The sequence below is a fragment of the Bradyrhizobium viridifuturi genome (genome assembly GCF_001238275.1).
Lineage (GTDB): Bacteria > Pseudomonadota > Alphaproteobacteria > Rhizobiales > Xanthobacteraceae > Bradyrhizobium > Bradyrhizobium viridifuturi.
On record NZ_LGTB01000147.1, the window covers coordinates 1 to 275 of the forward strand.

The window sequence follows — 275 nt, forward strand, 5'->3', positions numbered from 1 at the left end:
ACGGTGTAGTCGAGCCCGCTGAACGACCAGGTGCCGTCCGCCGCCGTCGTCGTCGCCTGATCGGTGCCGGGGTCGTAGACCCCGTTGCCGTTCTTGTCGATGAAGATGGTCACGCCGGCCAGCGGCGTGTCGTCGGCGGTGATGCCGTTGCCGGTGATGTCGGTGTACTTGGTTCCGGAGATGCTGAAGGTCTGGAAGTTGGCGAAGTCCAGCCCGCTCTGGTCGTGACCCGAGGTGCCGACGATGGTGTAGCCGGCGGTGCCGACCGTCTCCAC

1 protein-coding gene is annotated in these 275 nt (G+C 66.2%); it reads right to left on the reverse strand.

The window, feature by feature from the left end; genetic code table 11:
• The coding region (locus ALC15_RS44475; protein ID WP_200914756.1) for a hypothetical protein at positions 1-275 on the reverse strand (275 nt) is incomplete at both ends.